This window comes from Plantibacter sp. VKM Ac-2885 (genome assembly GCF_015351205.1).
GTDB lineage: Bacteria > Actinomycetota > Actinomycetes > Actinomycetales > Microbacteriaceae > Plantibacter > Plantibacter auratus.
The window spans coordinates 1009618-1030842 of sequence record NZ_JADKSK010000002.1; the positions used below are offsets into that span (position 1 = coordinate 1009618).

22 protein-coding genes are annotated in these 21225 nt (G+C 69.7%); 9 read left to right on the forward strand and 13 right to left on the reverse strand.

What is annotated here, in order from left to right; translation table 11 throughout:
* Nucleotides 1-443 precede the first annotated feature (443 nt).
* A complete protein-coding gene (locus tag ITJ66_RS17200) occupies nucleotides 444-1034 on the forward strand; it encodes a DUF805 domain-containing protein (protein ID WP_228501975.1) in 591 nt (196 codons plus the stop codon).
* Nucleotides 1035-1123: 89 nt separating this feature from the next.
* Here ITJ66_RS17200 and ITJ66_RS17205 read toward each other — a convergent pair whose 3' ends face one another.
* Nucleotides 1124-1582, reverse strand: a complete 459-nt coding sequence (locus ITJ66_RS17205) for a VOC family protein (RefSeq protein ID WP_194645423.1) — start codon at nucleotides 1580-1582, stop codon at nucleotides 1124-1126.
* A gap of 98 nt (nucleotides 1583-1680) precedes the next feature.
* Here ITJ66_RS17205 and ITJ66_RS17210 point away from each other — a divergent pair, with 98 nt between their 5' ends.
* Nucleotides 1681-2688, forward strand: coding sequence for a YafY family protein (locus tag ITJ66_RS17210; protein WP_194645424.1), 1008 nt, complete (start codon nucleotides 1681-1683; stop codon nucleotides 2686-2688).
* Here ITJ66_RS17210 and ITJ66_RS17215 read toward each other — a convergent pair.
* From ITJ66_RS17215 to ITJ66_RS17250, 8 genes are all read right to left on the reverse strand, one after another.
* Nucleotides 2642-3229, reverse strand: a complete 588-nt coding sequence (locus ITJ66_RS17215; RefSeq protein WP_194645425.1) for a DUF1349 domain-containing protein — start codon at nucleotides 3227-3229, stop codon at nucleotides 2642-2644. The two genes, ITJ66_RS17210 and ITJ66_RS17215, sit on opposite strands and share 47 nt — an antisense overlap.
* 35 nt (nucleotides 3230-3264) lie before the next feature.
* The gene (locus ITJ66_RS17220; protein WP_137243494.1) at nucleotides 3265-4842 is read right to left on the reverse strand and encodes a glycoside hydrolase family 32 protein; all 1578 of its coding nucleotides are present in this window, start codon (nucleotides 4840-4842) and stop codon (nucleotides 3265-3267) included.
* An 82-nt stretch (nucleotides 4843-4924) separates the two neighbouring features.
* Entirely contained in the window at nucleotides 4925-6367 is a 1443-nt protein-coding gene (locus ITJ66_RS17225) for a glycoside hydrolase family 32 protein (protein ID WP_194645426.1), read from the reverse strand.
* A 10-nt stretch (nucleotides 6368-6377) separates the two neighbouring features.
* Nucleotides 6378-7418, reverse strand: coding sequence for a LacI family DNA-binding transcriptional regulator (locus ITJ66_RS17230; RefSeq protein ID WP_194645427.1), 1041 nt, complete (start codon nucleotides 7416-7418; stop codon nucleotides 6378-6380).
* On the reverse strand, nucleotides 7415-8329 hold the full coding sequence (locus ITJ66_RS17235) for a carbohydrate ABC transporter permease (protein ID WP_137243491.1): 915 nt from the start codon (nucleotides 8327-8329) through the stop codon (nucleotides 7415-7417). Before ITJ66_RS17235 ends, ITJ66_RS17230 begins: the two co-directional genes overlap by 4 nt.
* Entirely contained in the window at nucleotides 8326-9207 is an 882-nt protein-coding gene (locus tag ITJ66_RS17240; RefSeq protein ID WP_137243811.1) for a carbohydrate ABC transporter permease, read from the reverse strand. The genes ITJ66_RS17235 and ITJ66_RS17240 overlap by 4 nt, the downstream gene beginning before the upstream one ends.
* A gap of 70 nt (nucleotides 9208-9277) precedes the next feature.
* Nucleotides 9278-10639, reverse strand: coding sequence for an ABC transporter substrate-binding protein (locus tag ITJ66_RS17245; protein ID WP_228501976.1), 1362 nt, complete (start codon nucleotides 10637-10639; stop codon nucleotides 9278-9280).
* A gap of 81 nt (nucleotides 10640-10720) precedes the next feature.
* Nucleotides 10721-12211 carry a glycoside hydrolase family 32 protein gene (locus ITJ66_RS17250; RefSeq protein WP_194645428.1) on the reverse strand — a complete coding sequence of 497 codons (1491 nt, stop codon included), beginning with the start codon at nucleotides 12209-12211 and terminating at the stop codon, nucleotides 10721-10723.
* 139 nt (nucleotides 12212-12350) lie between these two features.
* Between ITJ66_RS17250 and ITJ66_RS17255 the strand changes: the two genes are divergently transcribed.
* The 5 genes from ITJ66_RS17255 (at nucleotide 12351) to ITJ66_RS17275 (ending at nucleotide 15513) form a co-directional block, all read left to right on the forward strand.
* A complete protein-coding gene (locus ITJ66_RS17255; protein WP_079706952.1) occupies nucleotides 12351-12626 on the forward strand; it encodes a hypothetical protein in 276 nt (91 codons plus the stop codon).
* Between the two features lie 72 nt (nucleotides 12627-12698).
* On the forward strand, nucleotides 12699-13712 hold the full coding sequence (locus tag ITJ66_RS17260) for a squalene cyclase (protein WP_137243489.1): 1014 nt from the start codon (nucleotides 12699-12701) through the stop codon (nucleotides 13710-13712).
* Between the two features lie 78 nt (nucleotides 13713-13790).
* Nucleotides 13791-14774 (forward strand): intradiol ring-cleavage dioxygenase, encoded by a 984-nt coding sequence (locus ITJ66_RS17265; RefSeq protein WP_137243488.1) that lies wholly within the window; start codon nucleotides 13791-13793, stop codon nucleotides 14772-14774.
* 58 nt (nucleotides 14775-14832) lie between these two features.
* The gene (locus tag ITJ66_RS17270) at nucleotides 14833-15012 is read left to right on the forward strand and encodes a twin-arginine translocase TatA/TatE family subunit (RefSeq protein WP_137243487.1); all 180 of its coding nucleotides are present in this window, start codon (nucleotides 14833-14835) and stop codon (nucleotides 15010-15012) included.
* A 15-nt stretch (nucleotides 15013-15027) separates the two neighbouring features.
* Complete coding sequence (locus ITJ66_RS17275; protein WP_194645429.1) at nucleotides 15028-15513, forward strand: hypothetical protein; 486 nt, start codon at nucleotides 15028-15030, stop codon at nucleotides 15511-15513.
* Here ITJ66_RS17275 and ITJ66_RS17280 read toward each other — a convergent pair.
* Nucleotides 15494-17080: an MFS transporter gene (locus ITJ66_RS17280; RefSeq protein ID WP_194645430.1), complete on the reverse strand. Its 1587-nt coding sequence runs from the start codon at nucleotides 17078-17080 to the stop codon at nucleotides 15494-15496. The two genes, ITJ66_RS17275 and ITJ66_RS17280, sit on opposite strands and share 20 nt — an antisense overlap.
* A 237-nt stretch (nucleotides 17081-17317) precedes the next feature.
* Here ITJ66_RS17280 and mmuM point away from each other — a divergent pair, with 237 nt between their 5' ends.
* Nucleotides 17318-18217, forward strand: a complete 900-nt coding sequence (gene mmuM / locus ITJ66_RS17285; RefSeq protein WP_228501977.1) for a homocysteine S-methyltransferase — start codon at nucleotides 17318-17320, stop codon at nucleotides 18215-18217.
* On the opposite strand, the gene ITJ66_RS17290 is transcribed toward mmuM, so the two are convergent.
* Together ITJ66_RS17290 and ITJ66_RS17295 are read right to left on the reverse strand one after the other, a co-directional pair.
* Nucleotides 18214-19005 (reverse strand): SDR family oxidoreductase, encoded by a 792-nt coding sequence (locus ITJ66_RS17290; protein ID WP_194645431.1) that lies wholly within the window; start codon nucleotides 19003-19005, stop codon nucleotides 18214-18216. The two genes, mmuM and ITJ66_RS17290, sit on opposite strands and share 4 nt — an antisense overlap.
* A 54-nt stretch (nucleotides 19006-19059) precedes the next feature.
* Nucleotides 19060-19647 carry a TetR/AcrR family transcriptional regulator gene (locus ITJ66_RS17295; protein ID WP_194645432.1) on the reverse strand — a complete coding sequence of 196 codons (588 nt, stop codon included), beginning with the start codon at nucleotides 19645-19647 and terminating at the stop codon, nucleotides 19060-19062.
* A 32-nt stretch (nucleotides 19648-19679) separates the two neighbouring features.
* Here ITJ66_RS17295 and ITJ66_RS17300 point away from each other — a divergent pair, with 32 nt between their 5' ends.
* On the forward strand, nucleotides 19680-20690 hold the full coding sequence (locus tag ITJ66_RS17300) for a DMT family transporter (protein WP_228501978.1): 1011 nt from the start codon (nucleotides 19680-19682) through the stop codon (nucleotides 20688-20690).
* On the opposite strand, the gene ITJ66_RS17305 is transcribed toward ITJ66_RS17300, so the two are convergent.
* Entirely contained in the window at nucleotides 20608-21225 is a 618-nt protein-coding gene (locus tag ITJ66_RS17305; RefSeq protein WP_194645433.1) for an FMN-binding negative transcriptional regulator, read from the reverse strand. The genes ITJ66_RS17300 and ITJ66_RS17305 overlap by 83 nt on opposite strands.

Sequence of the window (21225 nt, forward strand, 5' to 3'; positions counted from 1 at the left end):
TCACCGGATTCGGGCGGTCGCTCGTGTGCCCTTCGACAGGCTCAGGGAGCGGTGGAGGATCACCGGATTCGGGCGGTCGCTCGTGTGCCCTTCGACAGGCTCAGGGAGCGGTGGAGGATCACCGGATTCGGGCGGTTGCTCGTGTGCCCTTCGACAGGCTCAGGGAGCGGACGAGGTTCCTCCCGGACGGGAGTGGTCCGGCATGCCGCTCCTGGTCACCGAGCCTGTCGAAGTGCAGAGGTTCCTCGTGTGCCCTTCGACGGACTCGGGGGCCGGGAGGAGATCGCCGGAGCGCGTGGTTCCTCGTGTGCCCTTCGACAGGCTCAGGGACCGGGAACAATGCCGCGGAGCATGCCCGAAGTCGGTCGGTCGCGCAAGTTGTTCTTGGGTGGTCATGTGTTATGCCAGGATCTCAGTACCGTGTACCTCGATCGAAAGACACCATGAGTTCCAACACCACCCCTGAATACCCCGCGATGCCGACGTACGGGCAGCCATACGCGCCTGCTCCGATCCGCGGTGCCGCCTCCCCGGACGACCTGACGCTCCCGCTCTACGGGGCGACCTTCCCGCAGGCCATCAAGCGCTACCTCCGCAAGTACGCGACCTTCACCGGCCGGGCCTCGCGGAGCGAGTACTGGTGGGCCACGCTGTTCGTCTTCCTCGTCGCGCTCATCCCGAACATCCTCTTCTTCACGGGCTTCCTGATCGGCGCGACATCGGCTGCCGCGCAGCGCGAGGCCGTCGTGTTCGACAGCAGCCCGGGCGCACGGACGTACTACACCCAGCCCGGCATCCTCGAGATCCCCGAGGCTGCTCCGCTGATCCTGACGGGCTTCGTGCTCCTCTGCCTCATCGGGCTGGCGACCATCGTCCCGAATCTGGCCCTCGCTTGGCGCCGCCTGCACGACGCCAACTTCCCCGGCCCGTTCTACTTCCTCTCGCTCATCCCGTCGGTCGGCGGCCTCATCCTGTTCGTCCTCTTCCTCCTGCCCTCGAAGCCTGAGGGCCAGCGGTTCGACACGGTGCGCTGAACCGTAGTCTGACAACCGGAACGGGCCGGTGTGGACGTGATGTCCGCACCGGCCCGTTCTCCGTCCACTCCAGGACGTGCGTGGACGCCTCAGCCGGCCGCCGCGACGTCGAGCACCCAGGTGACGCCGAACCGGTCGGTCACCATGCCGAAACCGGGGCTCCAGGCGGACGCGGCGAGCTCCTCGACGACCGAACCTCCGACGACGAGGCGGTTCCAGAACACCTCGACCTCCGCGAGCGTCTCGCCACGCACCGCGACGAAGCAGGACTGCTCGGTGACCGTCGTCCCGTGCTCGCGGCGGGTCGTTCCGGTGCCGATCAGCGACGCCGCCGGAGCTCTGGGGCTGTCGTACGCCATCACGCGGAAGCCGTCCTCGGATTCGACCTGACCGAAGACGACCAGGTCGGCACCCGGGGCGTCCTTCGGCATCCCGAAGTCGCTGTAGCTCGCGATCGTCGTCCGCCCGCCGAAGACGGACTCGTAGAACTCCAGCGCAGCGCGGGCGTCGCCCTGGAAATTGAGGTGGGTCGTGGTCGTGATGCTCATGCGTGCTCCTCGAGTCGTGCCGGGCTCCTCCCGGTCGAGCACCACTGTCCCAGGCGTCTAGGACAGATCGTGTCCTGCACTCGGACTACGCTCGCACCATGGCCTCACCGACCTCCAGACTCCTGCAGTTGCTCTCGCTCCTGCAGGCGCGGCGCGAGTGGCCGGGTGCCCTGCTCGCCGACCGGCTGGACGTCAGCCACCGCACGATCCGCCGCGACGTCGACCGGCTCCGGGAGATGGGGTATCGCATCGAGGCCACGATGGGGCCGGACGGCGGGTATCACCTCGACGCCGGGAGCGAACTCCCGCCGCTGCTCTTCGATGACGAGCAGATCGTCGCGCTCACCATCGCCCTCCAGACCGCCGCCGTCGCGGGATCCGGGTTCGAGGAGCCCGCGCTCCGAGCACTGACGACCGTGAGACAGGTCCTGCCGTCGCGGCTGCGGCATCGACTCGACGCCCTCGACGTCACCTCGGTGCCCCGAGCCGGCGACGGACCGACGCCGCAGGTGGCCGTGCCGGTCCTCCTCGCGCTGTCGGCGGCCATCCGCGCGCGGGAGGTGCTCCGGTTCGGGCGATCCGACGACGACCCGGAACCGCCCCGGCGCGTCGAGCCGCACCACCTGGTCACCTCCCAGGGACGCTGGTACCTCGTGGCCTGGGATCTCGACCGCGACGACTGGCGGATCTTCCGCGCCGACCGCATCGTGCCGAGGACGCCGACCGGACCGCGGTTCCGTCCGCGTGAGGTGCCGGGTGGAGACGTGCAGGCGTTCGTGGCGGCGAGGTTCAAGGGTTCAGAGCAGACCGACGCCTGGCCCTGTGTCGGCACCGTCGTGCTCCACCTGCCGTTCGAGGCGGTCCGACCGTTCGTCGGCGACGGCACCGCCGGGCCCCTCGGCCCGGACCGCACGCGCTACACCGCCGGCGCATGGTCGTGGGTGGCGCTCGCCGCCTCCCTGAACCGCTTCGACACCGACGTCGACGTCGTCGAGCCGCCCGAGCTCGTCACCGCGTTCGCACAGCTCGCGGAGCGCAATGCCGCGACCGCGCAGACGGTCAGCCGTGGAGCGCGTCGTCCGGCGGTCCGAGACGCACCGCGGTGAACCGGACTGTGAGGCCGGCGCGCGTGGGGGCCGCGCAGAAGAGTCCCGCCTCGACGTCGGCCTCCGGGTCGAGGTGGGCGACGCGGACCAGTCTCCAGTCCTCGTCGTCCACCCGCGCGCGTACGGTGAGGGCGTCGCCGTCGCGGCTCGCGCGCACGGTGACCGTTCGTCCGAGCCAGTCGGGGACCGGTGCCACCGACCAGTCCGAGGTGCCGTGCGTGACGACCGCGCCGAGCTGGGCGACCCCGTCGGACACCTCGACCCCGGCCTTGATCCACGTCGACTCGGAGGAGCGGAGGAACACACCGCCCTGATCGAACTGCTCGGAGCCGTCGAGGACGAACGACACCTCGATCGCCGCCCGTCGCTGCATCGGCGCGATCAGCGCGTGCTCCGTGTCGTGGACGAAACCGTAGGAGGTGTGCCGCCAAGCGTCACTTCCCTCGACGGCGGTGACGAGCAGGGAACCGTCCGGCTCCGTCGTCACCGCCGCAGGGGCCGTCGTCCAACGTCCGTGCTCGGCAAGGCTCTGGAGATCCATCCGTCCATCCTGACGTATGGATGCGGGCGCTCGCCTCAGATCGCCGTGCCGAACTCGCGGATCGTGATCCCCGAGGCGGTCAGCGGCCCGCCATCGGTGTAGAGGGAGATCCCCGTGTCGCCCTCGGCGAAGTGCACCTGCTGCGAAACGACGGTGTGACCGGCGTTGACGAAGACCTCGACGCTCTGGGTGTCGACGAAGACCCGCAGGTGGACCGAGCGTGCAGCCGCGTCGATCGGTGCTGCGGCTCGCGTGTACGGCTGCAGTGAGAAGCCGGCCAGGTCGGACGGTGCGCGGTCGACGTAGAGCTCGGCCCCGGCCTTCCCGATGTTGGTGTGTCGGGAGCCGTCCGCCGAGCGCCCGACGGAGAGACCGACGTTGGTCGCGGTGTCCCAGGTGAGGTCGAGCTCGATCTCGTACGCCCGGCCGCTCCAGGGCAGGACGGCGCTCCCGGTGACGGTCTGGTCCGGGAGGGACACGGTTGAGGTCGCATACCCGGCCAGGGCGTCCACGGGTGAGCTGAGCAGGCTGTACCGACCACCGGACTGGGCCTCGAGTCGCAACTCCCGGACGACGGAGTTCTGGCCGTTGTAGCCGTCCGAGGCGTCGGTGGGGACGTCGCGGGCCGCGTACTTCCAGTTGTTCATCCACGCGATCGCGAGCCGGCGGTCGTCGGGCGACTCCGCCTTCGGCCAGGTGACGGCGGCATACCAGTCCCAGCCCCAGTCCAACCACTGCGGGGTGAGGTCGTCGGCCGTGAACCGCGTCCCGTCCCAGGTGCCCGTCCAGTAGGCGTAGGTCATCGGCAGGCCGATCGAGTAGGCGTCCATGCTGGCGCCCAAGACCCAGTGCCAGCTGCCGTCACCCGCTCGCATCTGGAACAGGTCCGGGCACTCGATGCCGCCGAGGTCGTGGTTCGGGAAGTCGAAGTTGTGCTGCAACTGCCACGTGGTGAGATCGGGCGAGGTGTAGAAGGCCGCGTAGCGCGCCCGGCCGATGACGCAGACCCACTCGCTCCTGGCCGCGTCCCAGTGCACCTTCGGGTCCCGGAACCACTCGGCGTTCTCGATCTCCGCCGTGGTCTGGGCCGCACGTCCGTCGGTGTTCACGATCACCGGGTCGGGGAGCATCGTGAACGTGAAGCCGCCGTCCGTCGACCAGTAGAGGTACTGCTCCTGGTACTTCCGGACGCCGTCCGTGGGCTGTGTCGCGAGGGCGATGACCGCGCCCGCCCCGAAACCGGCGGTGTTCGCCGTGTCGACGACGGCGGATCCCGACCACACCGGGAAGTCCGGCTGCAGCGGCATGACCGTCCCGTGGTGGGTGAAGGCGACGCCGTCGGTCGTCGTCGCATGATCCCAACCGCCCGGACCGTTGTTCTGGCCGGAGTGCAGGTAGTACAGCTGGTACGCGCCGTTCGTGAACACCGGTCGTTGCGGGTCGCAGAGCCACCCCGACGGCGGCGTCATGTGGAACACCGATCTGAGGGAGGCCTGCGCCTGGGCGGTGGTCGCCGCCTGTGCCGCGAGAGGTGTACCGGCACTCGCGAACAGGGCGAGCGCCCCGAGGCCGGCGCCCTGGAGGACGGTCCGGCGGGAGAGGTCGTGCGTCATTGCTGTTCCTTTCGTCGGTGCCGCGGGCGCGCCGAAGGCACCCGTGGCGGGGATGGTGCTGGATCGTGCGGTGGAGGACTGCTCAGGCGAGCGCGTGCACCTGGTCGGTGGCGGGCGCCCGGTCGAGGACGGCGACGGCGACCGAGACGGGACTGGCGCGTTCGCTCGCGAGGGTCAGCGTCGGTCGTCCGCTCCCGAGGAGGACGAGGTCGGAGACGGTGGCGAGACCGCCGTCGACGAACAGCTCGAGCAGCGGGCCGTCGAGGCTGAGGATGAGCCGCGCCGGACGGTCGCCGGCGAGCGGGACGATGCTCGTGGAGGCGAAGTCGGGGTGCACCGTCTCCATGGCACCGCCCGACCGGGCGACGGAGAGTGAGGCCGCCGCCGGGTCGTGGACGATGAGGACCGCTCCGTCGGTGTCGGCCGTCAGTCGGAGCCGCAGCTCACCGGTGATCGACGGATCCCAGCGCAACTCGACCACGCCGTCGCCGTCGAGCGCCAGGTCGACGGCGTCCGAGGACAGGGTGACGGTCGTCGGTTCGATCGCGGCGAGTCGTTCCCTGACGAAGGCCGGCGGCTCCTGCACGAGTCGCGGCTCGCCGTCGACCGTGGTCAAGGACAGGCGTCTGGGGAGCGACATCGCGCCCCGCCACGGTGAGGCGGGGAGGTCGGCGGCGTAGCGCCAGTTGCCCATCCAGCCGAGGATCACCGCTTCACCGTCCGGAGCGCGGTCGAACCCGACCGCGGCGTAGAAGTCCCGACCGTGGTCGAGCCGCTGCAGCTCGGCCCGCTCAGGTGTGAACACCGTGCCGTCGAAGTCACCGAGGAGATAGCTCATCGACGACCCGTCCGGGTCCTGCATGTCGCCGACCGGGTTGGTGCTGAGGAGCAGGACCCATCGGATCTCGTCCGGGCGGCCGTCGACCTCGAGCGGGATGAGGTCGGGGCACTCCCACACGACGCCGGTGGGACCGATCGGACCGACGGTGCTGACGTGCTCCCAGGTGCGGAGGTCGGTGGAGGAGTACACGAGGACCTGACGCTCCACGGCCTCCACCGTGAGCATGATCCAGCGGAAGCCCGCGGCGTCCCCGTACCGGATGATCTTCGGGTCGCGGAAGGCGTGCGAGCCGCGGTCGAGGATCGGGTTCTCCGGGTCGCGCTGCCAGGTGAGCCCGTCGTCGTCACTGGTCGCCCGGGACTGCGCCTGCCGACCGTCGGTGGACACGCTCGTGTAGTACGCCGTGAGGCGTCCGTCGGGACCTGCGGCGACCACGGATCCCGAGTACACCTGCTCCTCGGCGGTGTACCGCAGGGCGACCGGATGCTCGTCCCAGTGCTGCAGGTCGACGCTCGAGGCGTGACCCCAACTCATGTTGCCCCAGTCGCCACCCTCCGGGTTGTACTGGAAGAAGGCGTGCCACCGCCCGCGGTGGAAGACCAAGCCGTTCGGGTCGTTCATCCAGTTCCGCTCCGGCGTCAGGTGGAAGCCGGGCCGTGGCAGGGCGTGCTGCTCGTCGTGCACGGTCGCGCCCTCAGACGGAGTGCCGCGGGACGGCCGGGCAGGCGATGAGCTGCGGCCCGGCGGGCAGCGCGGCGTCGAGACCGAGCAGCCGACGCACACCGGCCGCCCCGAGCTCGTAGTGGGGGAGGGCGACCGTCGACAGCGGAGGCCGGAGGTGTGCGGCGATGACGTCCTGGTTGTCGAAGCCCATGACCGCCATGTCGTCAGGGATCCGCAGTCCGCGCTCGCGCAGCCCGTCGTAGAGTCCCATCGCCACGCGGTCGTTGTGGCAGAAGACCGCGGTGGCGCCCGAGCCGACGACTTCGGCGGTCGCCGCGTACCCGCCCTCCTGCTCCGGTGAGGCCGGGAACACGAGGGCGTCGTCGAACGCCACCCCCGCCGCCTGCAACGCCGAGCGGTACCCGGCGAGCCGGCCGGTCTGTGCCGGTGAGGGGGTCGTCGTGTTGACGAACGCGATCCGTCGGTGACCGGCCGCGAGCAGCGCCTCGGTCGCGGTCCGCCCGCCCTGCTCCTCGTCGGGGACGACGGCCGGGAGCCCGCTGCCGGCGGCGTAGCAGTCCACGAGCACGGTGTCGGTCTGGAGGAGTGCCTCCGGCACGGTGATCTCGTGGTGGAACCAGGTCGAGTAGAGGATCCCGCGGACCTGGTGCTCGAGCATCATCGCGATCGCCTCCTCCTCGGCGGCCGTGTTGCCGTCGGTGTTGGCGACGAGCAGGACGTAGCCGTGGCGCCACGCCTCGTCCTGGGCGCCGTGGATGATCTGGCCGGCGAACGGGGTCGTCGCGATCGCGTCGGCGACGAGGCCGATGAACCGGGAGTGCCCCTGGGACAGCGTCTTCGCGAGGGCGTTCGGCCGGTAGCCGAGCTCCGCCACCGCCTCGTGCACCCGACGCTTGGCGTCCTCGCCGATCCGCGACCCCGGCTTGTCGTTGACGACGTGCGAGACGGTCGCCACGGAGACGCCGGCGGCCTTCGCGACGTCGCGCATCGTGATGCCCGAGGTGTTCTTCGGGTGGTCTGAGCCGGGCTTCGGCTGGTCGGTGCTGCTCATCCCTTGGTCGCTCCGCTCTCGAGGCCGCTGATCATCGCTTTGTTCAACACGAGGAACACCAGCAGCAGCGGTGTGACCGTGACGCAGACGGCGGCGAACGTCGCCGTCCAATCAGTGTTCCCCATCGCCCCGATGTAGTTCTGCAGGCCGAGCGGGATGGTCTTCAATCCGTCCGAGAGCACGAAGGTGTTCGCGAAGATGAAGTCGTTCCAGATGAAGATGCTGTTGACGAGCACGACCGTGATGATCGTGTTGACCGAGAGCGGGAACGTGATCTGGCCGAAGATCCGGTACGGGCCCGCCCCGTCGAGCGACGCGGCCTCGTACATCTCCCGCGGGATGTACTCGTAGAACGAGGAGAACAGGTACACCGCCATCGGCAGGGCGAACGCCGCCAGCGGGATGATCATCGACAGGTGGGTGTCGAGCAGGCCGACCTGCGAGTAGTCGATGAACAGCGGGACGAGCGCGATCTGCACGGGCACGATGATGCCGAGGAGGAACAGGCCGCGGACGAGCCCGCTGAACCGGAACCCGAGGACCTGGAGCGCGTACGCCGCCATCATGCCGGCGATGACGATCAGGGCACTCGACCCGAGGGTGACGATCAGGCTGTTGACGATGTTCAGCCCGAGGTTGCCGGTCGAGAACGCCCGCGCGTAGTTCTCGAGCGTCCACTCGGACGGCAGCGCGAAGGGGTTGCCACCGGCGAAATCCGCCGCCGTCCGGAAGCTCGTGAGCAGCAACCAGACGAGCGGGTAGACCTGGACGAGCACGATCGCGACGACGGTCACGGTGAGGATCGTCCGCTGCACCCGCACGCGCGGGGTGTGCCGGGGTTTCCGCTTCGGTGTCGGCGCTACCGGGGGCGCGACGTGTTCGGTCGGCCGGGCGGGGAGGGTGGCGGTCATGACTTGTCCTTCCGTCGGAGCAGCAGGAAGATGAGGCCGACGGCGACGAGACACTCGACGACGATGAACATGGAGATCGCGCTGGCGTAGCCGTAGTCCGTGTGGACGAACGCCGTCTTGTACATGTACGTGGTCAGCAGCTCGGACGACTGACCGGGACCGCCGTTCGTCAGCAGGTACGGGATGTCGAAGCCACGGAGGGCGAAGGTCGTCGCCATGACCGTCGTCGTGATCCACACCGGCCGGATGTACGGGAAGCGGATCCGCCAGAAGATCTGCCACCAGGAGGCGCCGTCCAGCCGGGCGGCCTCCTCGAGGTCGCGGGGCACGGCCATGAGGGCGGCGTAGATGATGAGCATGTACAGGCCGGTGAACCGCCAGCCCTCCGGGATCGACACGGCCGCGAGGACCGTCTGCACGTTCGACAGCCAGGCCGTCTGGAGGTCGCCGAGGCCGATCCATGCGAGCAGCTGGTTGATCAGCCCGACCGGTTCGAGCGCGTACAGCCGCTGGAACAGGATGGCGATCGCGACCGTCGAGATGACCGCGGGCAGGAGGTACAGCGTCTTGACGAGCTCGCGGGCCCGGGGGAGGGCGGTGAGCAGTCCGGCGACGAGGAGCGCGCCGCCGAGCTGGAGCACCAGACAGATCGCGAGGTAGCCGAGGGCGTTGCCGAAGGAGGTCCAGAACACGTCGTCCCGGGTGAGCATCTTGACGTAGTTGTCGAGTCCGACGAACGCCATGTCCGTGATGCCGTCCCACGAGAAGAGGCTGAGGAACAGCGACTGCACGATCGGCAGGAGTACCGCGACACCGTAGAGGACGAGGGGCGGCACGAGGAACACGAGCACCGACAGCGTCGACCGGCGGGGCAGCATCGACGTGGACATCGGCTTCCGCCGCCGCGGTGGGCGGGCCGGTGCCGCGCCCACCGCGGTCTGGGTGAGCTCAGTCATCGACGTTCTCCGTGAGGGCCGCGTCCATCGTCTTGATGAACTCGTCCGGCGTGATGTCGCCCTGCACGAGCAGGGTCAGCTCCTGCTGGAGTCGGGTGTTCGTGGCCGGGTCGAGCTGGGTGTCCCAGGGCATCGCGATCGCCGGTCCGACGCCGTCCGCCTGCGCCACGGAGCTCGCGTACAGTTCGGTCGCGTTCGTGGGGACGGTGGTCTGCGCGGAGGTCGTCGGCGACAGGGCGCCCGTCGCCGCGTAGAGCTCCGGGTAGCGCTCGAGGGCGAACGCGAGGAAGTCGCGCACGAGCGGGTCGTACGTCTTCGCGTTCACCGCCATGCCGATGCCGGAGGGGGTGACGTACTCGTTGTCGGCGGTGACGGCACCGTCGATGGTCGGCAGCGTGAAGGTGCCGACCGCATCACGGACGCCGGGGTCGAGCGCATCCGTCGCGAGGTTCGAGAGCTCCCACGTGCCGATGTTGTAGACCGCGGCCTTCCCCGAGGTGAAGAGCGCCTGCGCGTCCGCGTAACCGGTCGAGGAGAAGCCCTCCTGGAAGCAGCCGGCCTGCCCGAGCTCGTACAGCCACTCGGCCGCGGCCTTTCCTGCCGGGTCTGAGAAGGAGGCCTTCCCGGCCTTCAGGTCCTGGATGTACTCGGGACCCGCCATCCGGAACGGGTAGTAGGCCATGTAGCGCTCGAGCGGCCACTGGTCCTGACCGTCGAGTGCGATCGGGGTGACGCCCTTGGCGCGGAGCGCCTTGCACATGGCGGGGAAGTCGTCGAGCGTGGCCGGGACGGTGACACCGGCGTCCTCGAGCAGCGAGCGGTTGTACCAGAAGAACTCCAGCTGGAACTCGAACGGCACCATGTACAGCGAGCCGTCGTCGAACCGCTGATAGTTGAGCGCCGCCTCGCGGTAGGAGTCGGCGAGACCGAGGTCTTCGAGGAGCAGGTCGACGTCGACCATCCGGCCCTGCTTCGCGAGCTTCTGCGCGAAGGGGGTCGCGTCGGTGTCGAAGAGCTCGGGGAGCTTGTTCGCGGCCGCGAGGGTCTCGTACTTCTGGATGTAGGACGGGCGGTCGGGCGTCGTGATGAGGTTGAGCGAGAAGCCGGGGTGGTCCTTCGCGTACTCGTCGGCGATCTGCTCCATCGCGGTGATCACCCCGCCGTCGGCCGGGCGGGAGAGCAGCCACGAGATCTCGCGGGGGACGATGTCGCCCTTCGGGTCGACGTCGGTCGGGTCCGTGGCGCTCGATCCGCCGGCACAGCCGGAGAGGGCGAGTGCTGCAGCGGCGACGAGCGCCACGAAGGCGGTGCTGCGGGTGGGGCGCATGGTGCGGGGGCGTGCGGTGGTTGGCATGGTCGGAATCTCCATTGATCGATCACAGGTGGGTGCGGGTGTGCGGGTGGTGGTGCAGCAGGGCGGAGCGTGGTGCCGGGATCAGGACGTGGTGCTGGTGAGGAGTCGGTGTGACGGGGAGTCGTCGTCGGAGTCGCCGCCATCGCGTTCCAGGAGCGTGCACGCCTCGACGGTGACGGTCCCCTCGCCGACGAAGACGCCGACGCGACCGGTCGGTCGGTCGTACAGGCGCGTGCTGAGGACGACCGCGTCGTCGACGGTCGCAACGCAGAGGTCGCCGTCGACGATCACTTCGAGCTCGTGCAAGCCGGGGGCGAGGTGGCAGGGGCGTTCGAGTTCGACGACGAACGGGACGTCGCCCGAGATCTGCCACTGCTCCGTGCCGGTGCTGGAGCGGGGCCAGCGGTCGAACACGAGGCGGTCGCGCTTCGGCTCCAGGCGCAGGACGTAGCCCTCGTCGCCGTCGTCGCTCGCCCGGAGGAGGACACCGCACTCGGTCGTGCCGGGGGCGATGTCGAACCGGGCGACCAGTCGGAAGGAACTCGGTGCGTCCACGTCCGAGAGGGCGTCGGCGTACTCGTCGGGGGCGCTCAGAACCGTGCCCGAGGTGATGACGGCGTCCGTCCGCTCCTCGGCGGGTCCGAACGTCTCGCGGAGTTCGACCGGCGGATGGAAGGCGAGGGTGCCGTCGGCACGCTGCTCCGCTTCGAGGACCGACATTGTGCCGGCCCACTGCCAGGCACCCGCGTCGTGGGCTCCCTCACGCGAGGCGATCCAGCCGAAGAAGAACCGGCGTCCGTCGCGGGCGGCGGACTTCGCCGCGTAGTAGGCGCGTCCGTCGAGCGTGTCGTGCTCGGGGACGAGCCAGGGGCCGTGCAGGGTGCGCGACATCCGGTAGCGCGTCGTGAACGACTCACTGAACTCGGAGTACACGAGGTACCACCAGTCGCCCCACTGGAAGACCTCGGGGCACTCGTGGGCGATGTAGCGGCGCGGGTCCCAGAACGGCTCGACGGGTTCCCAGGTCGAGAGGTCCGTGGAGGTGCACTGGGCGATGACGCCGCGACGTCGTTCCGGGCCGTGTGCGTGTCGGGCGGTGATGAGCATCCGCCAGACGGCCGCGTCCTCGTCCCAGAAGACGAAGGGGTCCCGCCAGTCGGCGGTCTCATACCCTGCGGTGGCGCCGAAGGTGTCGGCCTCCCGGCGCTCCCAGGTGCGCATGCCGTCGGTGCTGACGGCGTGCATGACGAGTTGTAGCGCCAGACCGTCGGCACCGCGGCGCTCCGGGTGCTGTCCTGTGTAGAAGACGTGGTGGACCCCGTCGGGGCCCAGGACGATGCTCCCCGTGTAGACGTTGAAGTCCGGCGCGGACGGTCCGCCCGACGCCAGTGCCTCGCCGAGCTCGTCGAAGTCGACGAGGTTGCGGGTGGTCACGCGATGCCACGGCATACCGATCTTGGGCACGCGACGCGACTCGTGCAGGTAGAGGAGGTGGAAGACACCGTCCTCCTGCCAGGGGATGACGTCTCCGACCCATGCGCCATTCGGCTGGTGGAACCCTCGTTGGTTCATGACGTCCTCTGCAGTGAGTGGTTAATCGGTTACGCAGTTACCGTAGCGGGACGCCGAGAAGGTGGTCAAGCGGTTAAGCAAAGTTAAGCAGCTCGATCGTCGACTTGCCTCATGTGACATTCGAACGTATGTTCGACACATGACCCGCCCGCGTCCGATCCGCCTCGACCACGACACGTGGCTCGTGATGCGGAACGACCCGGTGATCCCGAAGGCGGTCATCGAACGGCGCCGCGATCGGGGTGGTGCCGACGCGTACTTCGTCATCGCCTGGGACATCGATCCGCTCAAGCGGGTGTTGATGAGTGTGCAACCGAGCCTGGAACGCGCCGACGCCCTCGTGCGGTACGACGTCCCGCGCACCACCTCCGACCGCGACGGACCGCCCAATGGGCTCAAGGCCACCCCGCGCTGATCCGCTCTGATCCGCTCTGATCCGCGCTGATCCGCTCTGTCGGAGCGGGCCGTCGGGGAGTAGCGTTCCCGCATGGCGATCGATCCGAAGCTGCTCGACTGGTTGCTCGACGCCGATCCGGCTCTCCGGTGGCAGGTCGAACGAGACCTGGCGGGTGCGCCACCCGAGGTCTGGGAGGCGACGCGGAGCACCGTCGCGACGACCGGGTTCGGTGCCGAGCTGCTCGCGCATCAGGACCCCGACGGACAGTGGGCGGGCGGCGCGTACTTCCCGGCCGGTTTCTTCGGCAGTGCCGAGCAGGAGGAGCCCGGGCAGCCCTGGGTCGGGACCACCTGGGCCCTCAAGGACCTCCGCGAGTGGGGCGTCGATGCCGCCGCCCTGACCGACACGGCCGAGCGCCTGGCGGTCAACAGTCGGTGGGAGTACGACGATCTGCCGTACTGGGGCGGTGAGGTCGACGTCTGCATCAACTCGTTCACGCTCGCCACCGGCGCCTGGCTCGGCGTCGACGTCACCCCGCTCGCCGCCTGGTTCACCACGCATCGCCTCGCCGACGGCGGCTGGAACTGCGAGGCGGAGGAGGGCGACTCGGTGCGGTCCTCCTTCCACTCGACCCTCAACGCGGTGCGCGGTCTCCTGGCGTACGAGGCGTACACGGGTGACTCGAGCGTCCGTGAGGCCCGGCAGGGTGGCGAGGAGTACCTCCTGACGCGACGACTCCTCAACCGGGCGACGACCGGGGAGCGGGTCGGCCCGTTCGTCGACCACCTGGTCTTCCCGAACCGCTACCGCTACAGTGCCCTCGCCGCCCTCGACCACTTCCGGGACGCCTCGCTCGCCGACGGCACGCCCCCGGATCCGCGCCTCGCCGACGCCGTCGAGCTCGTCCGTGCGGCTCGCCGGCCGGACGGGACCTGGCTCCAGGGGCGGCCCCTGCCCGGACGCGTCTGGTTCGACACCGACGTGCCGGAGGGTGAACCGTCGAAGTGGCTCACGCTCATCGGTTCCCGGGTCCTCGCCTGGTGGGACGACGCGCGCTCGGCAACCGCCCAGCAGACCCATCGACGACGTATGGACGGCTCATAGGAAGCCCATAGCCGGCACGCCGATGCTCGTCTCACCACCGATCGAGACCACCGATCGCAGACGAAGGCGAGGCGCACCATGAGCAGGATCCCGACACCCGAGACCACCCCGGACGGCCCGGCCTACGAGGGCCGCCTGCTCGACCGGGCCGACGAGGAGGTCGTCGACCAGGGCGTCGCGTTCGACCTCGGAACCCTCGTCAGCCGACGCACGGTGCTGAGCCTCGTGGGCGCCGGGGTCGGGGCCGTCGCGCTCGCCGCCTGCTCCACCGGGGCGTCCGGCAGCAGCAGCACGAGCACCGGCGCCGCGAGTTCCGGCACGAGCACCGCGACCGCGACCGGCGACCTCCCATCGGGCGAGATCCCCGACGAGACCGCGGGCCCCTACCCGGGCGATGGCTCGAACGGAGCCGACGTGCTCGAGGAGTCCGGCATCGTCCGCAGCGACATCCGGTCGAGCATCGGGTCCGGCACCACCGCGAGCGGGGTCCCCATGGCCCTCTCGCTCACCATCCTCGACATGGCGAACGGTGACACCCCGTTCGCTGACGTCGCCGTCTACGTCTGGCACTGCGACGCATCGGGCGGCTACTCGATGTACTCCGACGGGATCGAGGACGAGACCTACCTCCGCGGCGTCCAGGTCGCCGACAGCTCGGGGACCGTCTCGTACACCTCGATCTTCCCGGCCTGCTACTCGGGCCGGTGGCCGCACATCCACTTCGAGGTGTACCCCACGGTGAACGACATCTCCGACTCCGCGAACGCGATCGCGACCTCGCAGGTCGCCCTCCCGCAGGCGGCGTGCGACACCGTCTACGCGCTGTCGGACTACGACGGTTCGAGCGCGAACCTGGCCCAGGTGAGTCTCGACGACGACAACGTCTTCGGTGACGACGGCGGTGCCCTGCAACTCGCGACGGTGTCGGGCGACGCGACCTCCGGGTACCAGGTGGCGCTCACCGTCCGCGTGGACACCACGACGACGCCGACCGCCGGCGCCGCTCCGTCCGGTGGTGGTGGGGCCGGCGGTGGCGGAGGGACGCCCCCGAGCGGCCGCTGACCGCGCCGCGTCTCCTCGCATCCCCGACCCATCCCGTATCGACCCGAAAGGACCCGTCATGGGATTCCTCCAGAACCTCACGGGCTGGCACGCCCTCATCGTCCTCGCCGTCATCCTGCTGTTCTTCGGCGCGGCGAAACTCCCCAGCCTCGCCCGCAGCGTCGGGCAGTCAGCGCGCATCCTGAAGGACGAGGTGTCGGCCGACACCGACACTCGCGCCGACACGCCTGCCGCCTGATCATCGGAGCGCATCGTGTTCGGACTCACCATGGACAAGCTGATCGTCATCGGCATCCTCGCGGCCGTGCTCATCGGCCCGAAACAGTTGCCGGTGTACGCCGAGCGACTCGGGGTGCTCGTCCGCACGGTCCGCGACCTCGTCGCGACGACCAAGGCGCGAGCCGCCGAGGAACTGGGCCCCGAGTTCGACCCGACCGAGTGGAAACGCCTCGACCCTCGACAGTTCGATCCCCGACGGATCATCCAGGAGGCGCTCGTCGAGGATCGTGGGTCGGTCGCGCAGCTCGAGCCGTCGACGACGTCGGAGGTGCAGGTGGAGCCGTCCGTGCCGTCTGCCTCGGCGAAGCCGGTCGCGAGCGGCGGCTGGCAGGCCGCGCTCCTCGAACGGGTCGGACGCGACGGGGCGGATGCGCACCGCGCACCCGCCCCGATCGTGATCACCGAACGCGTCGTCCTCGACGGACGCGTCGACGAGTCCGCTAGCCGGCGGGCGTCGTGACGCGTCCGTCCTGGCCGTCCGCCGCGGCACCGGTGGTCGACGCGGGCGGCAGGATGTCGAGCGGCATCGTGTGGGTGTCGATGAGCGGGTTGTCGTCCTGCCCCTTGACGAGTTCCACCGCCTCGGCCTGCGTCTCGACCGTCGGCACCGAGCCGATGAGCGGGCGACGAGCCGTCTCCCGCATCGTGAGCACGCCGACGCCCGCCACCGCCGCGAAGAACATGATGTAGAACGCGGGCATGAAGGTGTTGCCGGTGAGCTGGATGAGGAACTCGCTGAACAGCGGCGTCGTGCCGCCGAAGAGCGAGACCGACAGGTTGTAGGCGATCGCCATCGCGCCGAAGCGGGACGCCGTCGGGAAGAACGCCGGCAGCGAGGCCGCGGACGGTCCCGCCCACAGCGCGACCGGGGCGGCCACCATGAAGAGGGCGATGAAGATGGCCCAGATCTCACCGATCTGCATGACCGCGAACGCCGGCACCATGAGGGCGAGGGTCGCACCGACGGCCATGAGGTAGACGGGCTTGCGGCCGAGCTTGTCGGACATCCGGCCGACGAGCGGCAGGCAGGCGGACATGATGAGCAGGACCGGGATGGTCGCGACCGCCGCCGTCAGGTTGGAGACGCCGACGTCCTTCTCGAGGTAGGTCGGCATGTAGCTCGTGAGCGCGTAGCCGGCGGTGTTCGTCGCGGCGACGATCGCCATCGCGATGAGGATCTGGCGCCAGAAGTGACGGAAGATCCCGAAGACGCCCTGGCGGGCCATGGGGTCCTCGTGCTCCGCCTCGATGCCGCCGGCGGTCTCGGCGACCTCGTAGGCCGGGGTCTCGGGGATCTTGAGGCGGAACCACACCGCCACCGCGCCGAGCGGCAGGGCGATGAGGAACGGGATGCGCCAACCGAACTCGGTCATCGCGTCGGGGCCGGCGAGGCCCTCCGCGATCAGCGTGGTGAGGGCGACGGTCCCGGCACCGGCCGCGAAGCCGACGTAGGACCCGACGTCGAGCCAGGAGGCCCAGAACCCGCGGCGACGGTCGGGTGAGAACTCGGCGACGTAGGTGGACGCGCCGGCGTACTCACCACCGGTCGAGAATCCCTGGATCATCTTGAGGAGGTACAGCGGGGCGATGGCCCACAGCCCGATCTGGGCGGCGGTCGGCAGCACGCCGATGAGGGCGGTCGCCGCGGCCATCATCGACATCGTGAGGAAGAGGATCTTCTTCCGGCCGATCTTGTCGCCGAGCGGTCCGAGCACGAGCCCGCCGAGCGGACGCACGAGGAACGACACGGCGAAACCGAACAGGGTGACGAGGATGCCGGCCTCAGGAGGGAGTCCCTCGGTGAAGACGACGGTCATCGTGACCGCGAGGTAGCCGTAGATGCCGAAGTCGAACCACTCCATGAAGTTGCCGACGACGGTGCCCGAGATGGCGGTGCGGATGCGCGACCGCTTCACGACGAGGACGTCGTCGACGCGGAGGCGCCTGGTCTTGCGGGCCGGCTTCCGGCCGGTTTTGGGGGAGGGGGATGCGGGGGACGATGATGCCGCGTTGTCGCTGGAGTTCACAAGCAGTACTCGTTTCCTGACAGTCGTGTTGAATCATTCGGCACTCGCGTAGTCGCTCAGTGCCCGAGAAATGCCGGAGGATCGCCATGCTGCACTGGCACGGAGCTCGGGGGAGCTGCACGTCGGGTGGCGGGTCGTTCTCGGGGAGAACGTGTCCTCTCGGCTCTGGACGGGTATAGACAATACCAGGTGTCCAGTGGCGCCCCTCCCCGCGGTGGTGCGGGCACAATGGACGGCATGGATGTTCGGCGCGGTGTCTGGACCCTCGACGGCGGTCTCGGAACGCTGCTCGAGGCACGAGGACACGACCTCTCCGACGCGTTGTGGAGCGCCGGTCTGCTGCTTGAGAAGCCACAGGCGATTCTGGACGCTCATCGGGAGTTCTTCGCCGCTGGTGCGCAGATCGCGATCACCTCGTCCTACCAGGTCGGCTTCGAGGCGTTCGAGCGGATCGGCATCTCGGTTCAAGAGACCGAACGGCTCCTCAGATCGAGCGTCGAGCTGGCGCGTGCGGCGCGCGACACGCGGTCGGAATCGGACCCCGACGGACTGCTCCTCGTCGCCGCGTCGGTCGGTCCGTACGGCGCGACGCTCGGCGACGGCTCGGAGTACCAGGGTGCCTCCGGTCTCAGTCGGACCGAGCTGCGGCAGTGGCACGAGCGGCGTCTGGCAGTGCTGGTCGACGCGGCCCCCGACCTCCTCGCCCTCGAGACCATCCCGACGCTGGACGAGGCGACGGCGCTCGCCGATCTGGTGCGGGGTTCGGGCGTACCGGCATGGTTGTCGTTCACGGTGGAGGGCGGTCGTCTGCGGTCAGGTGAACCGATGGCCGAGGGCTTCCGTCTCGTCGAGGGGATCGACGAGTTCCGGGCCGTCGGTGTCAACTGCTCGCACCCGGACGAGGTCCTCCCGGCCATCGCCGCTGCGCGGTCCGTGACGGACAAGGCGGTGGTGGTCTACCCGAACTCCGGCGAGCAGTGGGATGCCGGCGCCCGCTGCTGGCGCGGAGCCGCCGGGGTCGGTGAGGTGGAGGCCTGGCTGGAGGCCGGAGCGACGATCATCGGCGGCTGCTGCCGGATCATGCCGGCCGACATCGCCGACGTCCGTGCGCGGGTCGGCCGGGAGCGAGGCCCCTAGCCGACGTTGAAGCCGCCGTTGCTCGAGAGCACCTGGCCGTTGATCCAGGAGCCCGGGGCTGAGAACAGGAAGCGGACGAGGTCGGCGGTGTCGGACGGCGTTCCGAGCCGGCCGGCGGGCGTCGCCTCGGTGCCCCAGCGGCGGATGTCGTCGGTCATCCAGCCCGTGTCGATCGGACCCGGGTTGATGACGTTCGCCCGCACCCCGCGGTCGCCCAGCTCCACCGCCGCAGCGGTCACGATGCGGTCGAGCGCACCCTTGCTTGCCCCGTAGGGGAGGTTGTTCACAGTGTGATCGCTCGTGAGGGCGACGATGCGACCGGCCACCCGGGGCGGTGCCTCCTGCACGGGGAGCTGTTCGGCGAAGGCCTTGATGAGGAGCCAGGTCGCCCGCGCGTTCACGGCGAAGTGGCGGTCCCAGCTGTCGAGGTCGGTCGTGAGGATCGAGCTGTCGACCGACTCGCAGTGCGACATGACGAGCCCCGACACGGGACCCAGCTGCGCCGCGCGCTCGACGAGCTCGGCCGGGAACGCCGGGTCGGCGAGGTCGCCGAGCACGAGCTCGACGGTGACGCCGAGCGCGCGGCACTCGTCGGCGATCGCCTCGGGGTCGTCGGGGGTCCGCTCGTAGCCGACGCGGTCGTCGTAAGGTCGCCAGGCGTTGAGGACGAGGTTCCAGCCGTCCGCGGCGAGACCGGTGGCGAGCCCTGCACCGATCGAGCGGCGGCGCCCGACCCCGGTGATGATGGCGATGCGGTCGGTGGCGGTGGCGTCGTCGGTGAAGTCCATCCCGAGACCCTACGCGATGTCGGGTGGTCGCCGACAGGCCGGCGCCTCCTCCGGTCAGGCGGCCAGGAGTCGGCCGGCGATCGCGCGGGCGGTCTCGAACGGTTCGCGGAAGGTGCGCATCCCGACCGTCACGATCGCGCCCTCGTAGAGCAACATGAGTTCGCGGGCGCGCGCTCCGGCGTCCGACAGGCCGGCTTCGGAGATGAGCTCGGCGAAGCGGTCGAGCAGCCATTGCTTCTGTCGGGTGACCTCGGGGAGGACGAGGCCGCTCGTCGCGTGGTCGGGGATCTCCGCGCGTGCGTTGACGGCGCTGCAGCCCTTGGGGCTGTTGTCGTCCGACCAGCCGATCGCCGCGTCGAAGATCGCGAGGACCCGGTCGATCCCGGGCTCCGGGTGCCGGGCGAGGAACTCGTCGACCCAGACGCGCCAGCGGGCGTCGCGATGCTGCAGGTAGGAGAGCACGAGGGCCTCCTTGCTGCCGAAGCGGTCGTAGAGCGTCTTCTTCGTGACCCCGGCCGCCTCCGCGATGGTGTCGACGCCGACCGCGTGGATGCCGTTCTCGTAGAAGAGCACGGAGGCGGCGTCGAGCACGCGTCGGGCGCCCGGCGTGAGGGGTGCGAGCTCTGGAGTGTCGACCGTCATACGAAAACTATACCAGTCTGTATACTGCGGGGATGAGTAAACAGATCGGTATACCTATGGCCCGGATGATCCGTGCCGTCATCGTCCCCCTCGCGGCGATCGGGTTCGTCCTCGCGTGGAGCTCCGGGTTCATCGTCGCGAAGATCGGGACCGAGGACGTGCCGGTGCTCACCGTGCTCCTCTGGCGGTTCGTCCCGCTCGCCGTGGGGCTCGCGATCGTGCTGCTGCTGAGCGGGCAGTGGCGGAACGCCACCCGGGCTCAGGTGCGGTCGCAGCTCGTCATCGGCCTCTTCGCGCAGTTCGGCTACGTCGTGTTCGTCTACGCCTCGGTCGCGGTGGGCATCTCGACCGGGACGACCGCGCTCATCGACGCCGTCCAGCCGCTCGTCATCGCGGCGCTCGCCGGACCGCTGCTGCACGTGCGGGTTCCGGGTGCCCAGTGGCTGGGGCTCGGGATCGGCGCGGTCGGGGTGTTCCTCATCGTGCAGTCCCAGTTCGGCGCCTCGGACGCGCCGCCGATCGCCTACGCCCTGCCCGCACTGGCCATGGCCAGCCTCATCACCGCGACGATCCTGGAACGGCGCTCGCCGCACCGATCCCCGGTCCTCCTCACGCTGACCGTCCACGCGACGGCGACCATGGTGCTCCTCGCCGTGCTCGCCCTTGCGACCGGTGAGGCGGTGCCGCCGGGCGACGCGACCTTCTGGCTCACGACGCTCTTCCTCGCGCTCGTCCCGACACTCTCGGCCTACGGGCTCTACTGGTGGCTGCTGCGTCGCATCGGGGTCACGGTCCTCAATGCGCTCCTGTTCCTCGTCGCGCCGACGACCGCCGTCGCGGGTGCGCTCCTGTTCCGGGAGCCGTTCACGCTCCTGACGGCCGGCGGGTTCCTGCTCAGTGCGGCGGGCGTCGCCCTCGTGCTCGTGAGCGACGCCCGCGGTCGCGTCGGTGCCCGTCGGGTCAGTGCCCCGCCGGCCGCCGATCCTGCTGACGGCGCATCTCCTCGGCCAGTGCCGGATTCCGCTCCGCAAGGTGCGCGGTGATGTCGTCGACCACCTCGGGCGTCTTGTTCTGACTGAGCTTCGCGCGGGCGTCGAAGCGGGTCACGCGCATCCGGAGGCCGACCGTCCCCTTCGCGGCCCGCCGGGTGCCGGCCTCGTCCTGGGACAGGTGGCGGCCGTCCGGTCGGTGGTCCTCGAAGTGGTCGGTGAGTCGCGAGAGCATCTCGTAGTTCTCGTCCTCGCTGAGGACCTCCGGCGTGCCGTACAGGTGCGCGGTGACGTGGTTCCAGGTCGGGATCACCTGGCCCTCGGGGTACCAGCTCGGCGAGACGTAGTCGTGCGGTCCCTGGATGATGACGAGGATCTCGTGTTCGCCGAGCTCGTGCGAGCGCTCGTCCGGTCGGCCGAAGTGGCTGACGATCGACAGCTCGTCCCGGTCCTCCTCGAGGATCGCCGGGTAGTGGGAGGCGACGAGTCCGGTGCTCGCGGGCGAGACGAAGGTCGCCCACGGGTGGTTGCGGATGAGGCGCTTGACCTCGTCGACGTCGGTCATCAGGTAGGTGGGGGTGTGGCGCAT